Source organism: Streptomyces graminilatus (assembly GCF_001418565.1).
GTDB lineage: Bacteria > Actinomycetota > Actinomycetes > Streptomycetales > Streptomycetaceae > Streptomyces > Streptomyces graminilatus.
Genome location: NZ_LIQQ01000419.1, coordinates 1 through 6,936 on the forward strand (window position 1 = coordinate 1; position 6,936 = coordinate 6,936).

Consider the following 6,936-nt stretch of genomic DNA (forward strand, 5'->3'; position numbering starts at 1 on the left):
TCTGGGGGCAGAGCCCCCAGGGACGGGAAGGGTAGGGGCGGCGGGGGCGAGGACGGGCTTGGGGTTACAGGCCCCGGGTGCGCGTCGGGTGAACCGACCGGGCCGTGTGTTCGTCCTCAACCGGTGGGAGAATGAACCGGGCAGGACTGATCACAGCACGGGAGAGGGATGTGACGGCGACCAATTCCGAGCCGTACACGCCGATCGCATCGAATGCGTCGCATGCGCCGCGCGCGCACCCGTCGCCCGAGGCCCCTCGCGCGGGTCTGCGCGTCNNGCGGCGGCCGCCGCCTTCTACGAACTGGACACCGCCCAGCGGGATCTGCGGATCTCGATGGAGACCATCAAGGCCGTCGACGACACCCCCGCCGCCCGGCGCGCGGTGGCCGACTTCGAGGGGCTCGGGCGCCGGATCGACGAGGTCAGCGGCCAGTACATCACCGCCATCGACGCCCATGATCTGGACCGGGACGGTCTGGAGGCCTCGGCCGCCGCTCGTGCCCGCTCCGAGCTGACCCGGGCCAAGGAGGAGCTGGGGCGGGTCAAGCAGGACCTGGACCGCTTCGCGGACGGGCTCGGGCCGCTGCTCGGCAAGGCCGAGACGCAGTTGGCCAGGCTCGCGCCCTCCGTGGAGCGTGCCCGCCAGTCGCTGCTGGCCGCGTCGAACGCCCTGGACGGGGTACGGGGATCGGGGCTGCGGGCGGACGACCTGGCCGGCCGGCTGGCCGCCCTCGGGCCTGAGCTGACCCGGCTCAACCAGGGCGCCGGGCAGCACGGTGTGCCGGAGACGCTGGAGCGGGCGGACCGGGTCGCGCGCGAGGCGGAGGCGGTACGGGCGGAGGCGGCGCGGCTGCCCGAGCGGGCCGCGGAGATCGATCACCGGCTGGTGTCGCTGCGTACCCGTGGCGAGGCGCTGACGACCCGGTCGGGGCAGGTGGAGCCACTGCTGAGCGAGTTGCGCAGACGGTTCTCGGCGGCGTGCTGGCAGGACCTCCAGCATGTGCCGGAGCAGGCGGCGGACCACGTACGGCAGGCCGAGGCCAGGCTCAAGGAGGCGCAGGCCGCCCGGGACGCCCAGCGCTGGCCGGACGCGACGGCGCTGCTGGCGACGGTGCGGGCACTGCTGGACACCACCGACGAGGCGGTGTCGGCGGCCGGGGACCGGCTGCGGCGGCTGAACGCCGTACAGAAGGACCCGCGCGGCGAGATCGACAAGACGCGTTTCGCGATCCGGGACGCGCAGCGGCTGGCCATGTCGGGGCGCAACACCCCGGATCCGAAGGACGCCCGCCCGCTGGACGAGTCGGTGGCCCGGCTGGAGCGGGCGATCGCCACGCTGGAGGGCCGCCACCCCGACTACTGGCACTTCCTGACGGAGACGGAGGCGGTGCGGCAGGCGGTGGCCGGCGTGGTGAGCCGTATCCGCGAGGAACGCGGTACGGCCGCGCACTGAGTGCGCGGCCGTGACGGGACGCCGGGGCGCCGAGGCCCGTCGCCCCGGCCTGGGTAGGGGCCGGAGCGGCGGGACCGGGTCGGTCAGGTGCGGTAGGCGTAGTAGTACGCGTTCCAGTCCGACGCGATGATGCTCGCGAGCGACCGGCGCCAGGTGTTGACGGAGTGGTACGTCATGTACGGCATGCCGTCACCGCCGCGGAACGAGACGATCATCGTGTGATCCTTGGCCCCGTCCCGGTCGAAGTCCATCTGGAGCACGTCGCCGACGTCCATCTGGTAGACGGACGCGAGGGGGGTGGTCCGCTTCGAGTTCTGGGCGAACCAGGACCACTCGTTGACGCCGATGAACGAGTGCGACTGGATCTCGTTGTTGCCGAACCACTTGTCGTAGTCGTCGACGCGGCCGGGGGCGTGCTTCCAGCCGCCGGCCTTCAGGGACTGGCTGACGAAGTTGGTGCAGTCGCCGCCGTCCGCGTGCCCGTTGAAGTTCGGGTAGTTGGTGTTGTAGTTGGCCCAGTACGTCTCCGCGTACGCGGCCATGGCGCGGTAGTCGTAGGCGGCGCCGTTGAGGTTCTTGTTGTTGGCCGGTATGCCCCAGCGGTTGGTGTTGGAGCGGGGGGCGTCGGGCGTGTCGCCGGCCCGGGTGCCCCTGGCCTTGGCGGGCTTGGCGGCGGGAGCCGGCTGGGCCGGCTGGTTCACCGCTTCGGGCGCGTCGGCGTCGGTGTTCCGGATGCCCGTCAGCTGCCAGTCGCCGCGCTTGTCGGCGGTGAACGTCAGCGCGTGGTGGGCCTGGAAGCCGGTGGTCGCCGGCTCGTCGCCGCTGACCTTCTTGTACGTCAGCGTCGTGGTCTCGGTGACCTTGACCTCGGCCTTGCCGCCCTGGACGCGGGTGTTGTCCAGGGTGACGACGGTGTTGCCCTTGCTGTACTTCTCGCCGAGCGCCGCGAGGCGGGCCTTGCGCTGCTCCAGCGAGGACAGGACGTGCTTCTCGCTGCCGGCCATTGCGGCGGACAGCTTGACGGCACCGGAGAAGCCGCTGCTCAGCGACTTCTTCCGGGCGCCCCGCGCGCCGTCGACCAGCGCGTCCGTACGGTCGGTGAGGACCGCGTCGGCCAGGCGCTGGAAGGTGGCCCTGGTCTGCTGGTCCACGACCGGGGCGGCGGTCGCCGCGCTCGCGCTGGCGACCGGCAGCAGAGACACTCCCGCCGCCACCGAGGCAGCGGCGGCGATGAGCATGGAGGCACGGCCGCGCGTGCGGCCCATGTTCCTTGACTTCACGAATGTTTCCCCTCTTGCCCGGCGATGGGGGATGCCGGACGGTGGAAGTTTTGCATGCCTTGTGGAGTCCCCGTGAACGGGGATCCCCTTTTGCGACAAGGGAGTTGACGGGTCGTCACATAGAGCTGGCCGGCGGTTACCCGGTGGTTACTTCACGACCGTCGACCAGTCCGGCGACTGCGCCGGGTCCAGGCCTCGGAGCCGCTCAAGCGTCGCCGGGCTCTGTACGTCGAGCCAGTCGGCGAGTTCCTTGAAGGAGACGCACTCGACGTCCTTCTTCGAGCACATCCGCGCCATGACCTCGTCGACGGCCTTCATGTAGATGCCGCCGTTCCACTGCTCGAAGTGGTTGCCGATGAACAGCGGGGCCCGGCTGCCGTAGTACACCCGGCCGAAGCCGGCCATGTAGGCGTCGACGGTCTCCTGCTGCCACTTCGGGTATTCGGCCGGCGGCCCGTTGGTCTCGCCGTTGGACTGGTTGTAGAGGAAGTTGAAGTCCATGGAGAGGCCCTGGTAGTCGCCGCCGTCGTACGGGAGCATCTGGAGCGGGAAGTCCCAGATGCCGTCCTTCTTCTTCGGCCAGATCTGGAAGTCGCCCGCGGAACTCGCGTCGTAGCGCCAGCCGTAGCTCTTGGCGGCCTTCAGCAGGTTCTTCTGGCCCTCAAGACAGGGGGCGCGCCCGCCGGTGACCTCTTCCTTGGCGTCGAACGGCAGCGGAGGGAGGTCGGTGTAGCCGGTGTTGGTCTTCCACTTCTGCACGAAGGAGAAGAACTGGTCGATCTCGCTCTTCCACTCCTTGACACTCCAGTCGCCGCCGCCCTTCTTGCCGCAGAAGTGGCCGTTGAAGTGGGTGCCGATCTCGTTGCCCTCCCGCCACGCCTTCCCGAGCTCTTCGAGGGTGGTGCGGATGTGGTCGTCGGTGGCGTAGCTGATCGCCGCCGACCCCCTGGGGTGCTGCGGGGGGCTGTAGAGGTCCGCCTTGCTCTTGGGCAGCAGGTAGATGCCCGTGAGGAAGTACGTCATGTGGGCGTTGTACTTCGTGGACATGTCCCGGTAGTGCTCGAAGAGGTTGTCGTCGCCCGCCAGCGCGCCGTCCCAGGAGAAGACGACGAACTGGGGAGGCTTCTCACCGGGCTTGAGCGGTACGGGCGTCAACCGGTCCGGCTGCGGGCCGGTGTTGGAGGTGGAGCCGTCCCCCAGGACTCTGACCCTCCCGTCCCACTTCGGCTTGCTGGTCGTCTGCGTGGGGGTCTTCACGGGCCCCCCGGACCCCACGGCGGCTGTCGGTTCGGTGCGGTCGGGGTGGCCCAGCATCAGATAGCCGGCGGTCATGGAGGCGACAGTCATGGACGCGACGACAAGGTACGCCGCGATCCGCGGGCGGTAGTTGACGGGTGGAGTCGTTTCCTGGGCCTTCCGGCGGCGGCCCGACGCTTGTCTCATGTGCTGCTCATTTCGAGGGGGGAGGCTTGTTGCCCCGTCCGGTGGTCAGCCGAGCGGGCTCATGGCACCCGACCAGATGCCGTACGGAACGCTCTCGTCGGCGGTACCGGCGAGACCCTTCAACGGCAGCGGTTCGAGGCTCTTGGTCAGATCGATGCGATAGACGACGACAGCCGTGGACACGGACCTGTGCGTGCCGACGAACCAGGAGGCGGTGTCCTGCGGGGTGGTTCCCGCCTTCCCGGTCACGGTCCCGTCGGCGGACGCGGCAACCGCGGGGTGGGCGGTGCTGAAGGCGTCCGCGAGCGCTGAGGTGACCTCCTCGGCCACGTCGGGTTCGAGCGCACGGGTCCGGTCCGGGGTGTCCAGACCGATGCCGGTGCCATTGCGGGTGATCTTGCGCACCGAGTACGGCTCGGTGCGTCTGCCGCCGGCGATGAACGTGGTGTAGCCGCCGGCCATCCGGATGGCGCTGGGGGTGGAGTTGCCGATCGACATGGCGGGCACCTGCGCCCCGATGCTGCCGGGCAGCAGTCCGGCGGCCTCGGCGGTCGCACGGACGTTGTCCAGGCCGGTGTCCATGCCGAGCTGCATGAACGGCGTGTTCACCGAAAGGGCCAGCGCCCGGCGCAGCGAGATCTGCCCGTACGACTTGCCGCCGTCGTTGGTCGCGAACACCTTCTGGCCGCTGCGGTCCCAGTAGGGCCCCTCGGGCGTGGTCACCGGCACTTCGTTGTTGCCGTCATAGAGGGTTTCCCCCGTGACACGTGTCGGGTCGTCGTCGCGGGTCTTGCGGACACCGTGCTCCAGACCGGCCGCGTAGACGAACGGCAGGAAGGCCGAACCGGCGGGGACGGTGGTGGAGTTGGACTCGTTGTAGCCCTGCGTACGGTGGTCGGGACCGCCGTAGATGGCGAGGATGCGGCCGTCGGCGGCCACCGAGGCGGCGCCGTAGTGCGCGGTCTTCGCGGCGCTCCGGTCGCCCTTCTGCGCCTTCTTGCGGGCCTTGGCCACGGCGTCGGCGAGCTTGCTCTCCCGCTTGCGGTCGAACGTCGTGTAGACCTGGTAGCCGCCGAGGTCGAAGTCCTTCTCGGAGATGTTCGCGGCCTTCTTGGCGTACTGGGAGGCCAGCTCCACCAGGTAGTCGGTCTGTTCACCGGTGTCGTACAGCGGGTTGGTCTTCAACGGCTCCGGGAACTTCGTGTACTTGGCCCGCTCGGCCTTGGTGAGCTTGCCGATCTCGACCATCCGGTCGAGGATCCAGGACCAGCGCTCGACGGCCCGGGCGTGGTTGGCCTTGCTCAGGGTCGGGTCGTACAGGCCCGCGCCCTTGAGCAGGGAGGCCAGGAACGCGCCCTGGCCGGCGTCGAGCTGGCTGACGTCCTTGCCGTAGTAGGCCTGGGAGGCCCGCTGGATGCCGTAGCAGCCACGGCCGAACCAGCTCGTGTTGAGGTAGCCCTCAAGGATGTCGTCCTTGCTCATCCGGTTGTCGAGCTTGAGGGAGATCATCGCCTCGGTGAACTTGCGGCCGATCGTCTGGTTCTGGTTGAGATAGACGTTTTTGACATACTGCTGCGTGATGGTGGATCCGCCCTGGGTGTCACCCTGGCCGACGGTACGCACAAGGGCGCGCGCGAGCCCCTTGACGGAAATGCCGGAATCACTGTAAAAACTCGCGTTCTCGGCGGCGAGCACCGACCAGCGAACATCCTCCGGAATGTCCTTCAATGGCATTGCCTGCCGCTGCACCCAACCGGTACGGGCCATGGGTGTCCCATCCGCCCAGAAGTACACATTGTCCTGCTGGGTGGCGTACGAGTTGAGGTTGTCGGGAATGTCCGTGGCCGCGTAGGCGATGCCCAGGAGCAGACAGCTCAGCCCCACGGACGTCAGCACGCCGCCCGCCCACTGGCGCCAGGAGGGCATCCAGCGACGCCAGCCGGTACGGCCGGGCCGCGGGTACTTCGGCGCATGGGACACGGCGAACGCCCAGATCCGCGCGAGGAGCGACCTGGGGGATATTCGGCGGCTTTTTCGAGCTAATCGGGCTTCACGCCTGCTTCCGGGTGTACTGCCCCCAGATGCACCACTTCCTGGTACGGGCGATTCCTTCCCGGCGTCGTAAATGTCCAGATCGATTTTCCGGAACTGCAGAGTTGCGTCCGGTTCTTCCGATTTCTGGGTCACGACACACCCCTCCGCACTCCGTGCAAACCTTGAATTCCCCGACCTCACGGCTCATCGCGGCAAACATAAATTACCAGCGCTCTTCGCAGCTTCTCCACATGGGGAATGAACAAGCAAGGGCCACAGCCGAAACCGTCGGGCATCGCCGGGCGAGCATTTGGGGACTAATCTGTCCGCATGCCTCGCTATGAGTACCGCTGCCGCACCTGCGGCGACACGTTCGAACGGACCCGCCCGATGGCCGAATCCTCGGCCCCGACGGACTGCCCCGCCGGCCACGCGGACACGGTGAAACTCCTGTCAACGGTAGCCGTGGGCGGCTCAGCCTCCGCCCCCCGCCCAACCGGCGGCGGCGGAGGCGGCGGTTGCTGCGGCGGAGGCTGCTGCGGCTGACCCCGGCGAGGACGGGGGCGGGGATGGGCGCGGGACACCCTCCCAGGGCCCCGAGGCTGGGCGCGAAGCGCCCGCCTAGGGGCGCGGGGAACTGCGCGCCCAGCCACAACGGCGCCGCACCAGCCCAAACCCCCCGAGGATGGGCGCGCAGCGCCCTCCTTAGGGGCGCGGGGAACTGCG

General features: G+C 69.1%; 4 protein-coding genes and 1 pseudogene. 2 read left to right on the plus strand and 3 right to left on the minus strand.

What is annotated here, in order from left to right; translation table 11 throughout:
* Window positions 1-277: 277 nt before the first annotated feature.
* Window positions 278-1,453, plus strand: a pseudogene (locus AOK08_RS47770) (hypothetical protein); the annotation flags it as partial.
* 83 nt (window positions 1,454-1,536) lie between these two features.
* Here the strand turns inward: AOK08_RS47770 and AOK08_RS31145 are convergent.
* From AOK08_RS31145 to AOK08_RS31155, 3 genes are all read right to left on the minus strand, one after another.
* Window positions 1,537-2,718: an amidase domain-containing protein gene (locus AOK08_RS31145; protein WP_055532289.1), complete on the minus strand. Its 1,182-nt coding sequence runs from the start codon at window positions 2,716-2,718 to the stop codon at window positions 1,537-1,539.
* Between the two features lie 162 nt (window positions 2,719-2,880).
* On the minus strand, window positions 2,881-4,176 hold the full coding sequence (locus tag AOK08_RS31150) for a polysaccharide deacetylase family protein (RefSeq protein ID WP_055532291.1): 1,296 nt from the start codon (window positions 4,174-4,176) through the stop codon (window positions 2,881-2,883).
* A gap of 45 nt (window positions 4,177-4,221) precedes the next feature.
* Window positions 4,222-6,102, minus strand: coding sequence for a transglycosylase domain-containing protein (locus AOK08_RS31155; RefSeq protein ID WP_107101090.1), 1,881 nt, complete (start codon window positions 6,100-6,102; stop codon window positions 4,222-4,224).
* Window positions 6,103-6,540: 438 nt separating this feature from the next.
* Between AOK08_RS31155 and AOK08_RS43880 the strand changes: the two genes are divergently transcribed.
* The gene (locus AOK08_RS43880; RefSeq protein WP_079054378.1) at window positions 6,541-6,756 is read left to right on the plus strand and encodes an FmdB family zinc ribbon protein; all 216 of its coding nucleotides are present in this window, start codon (window positions 6,541-6,543) and stop codon (window positions 6,754-6,756) included.
* Window positions 6,757-6,936 lie beyond the last annotated feature (180 nt).

Coding starts and splice junctions, on each gene's coding strand:
- AOK08_RS31145 (WP_055532289.1), bottom strand. CDS start 2,718: ATGGGCCGCACGCGCGGCCGTGCCTCCATGCTCATCGCCGCCGCTGCC.
- AOK08_RS31150 (WP_055532291.1), bottom strand. CDS start 4,176: ATGAGACAAGCGTCGGGCCGCCGCCGGAAGGCCCAGGAAACGACTCCA.
- AOK08_RS31155 (WP_107101090.1), bottom strand. CDS start 6,102: ATGCCCTCCTGGCGCCAGTGGGCGGGCGGCGTGCTGACGTCCGTGGGG.
- AOK08_RS43880 (WP_079054378.1), top strand. CDS start 6,541: ATGCCTCGCTATGAGTACCGCTGCCGCACCTGCGGCGACACGTTCGAA.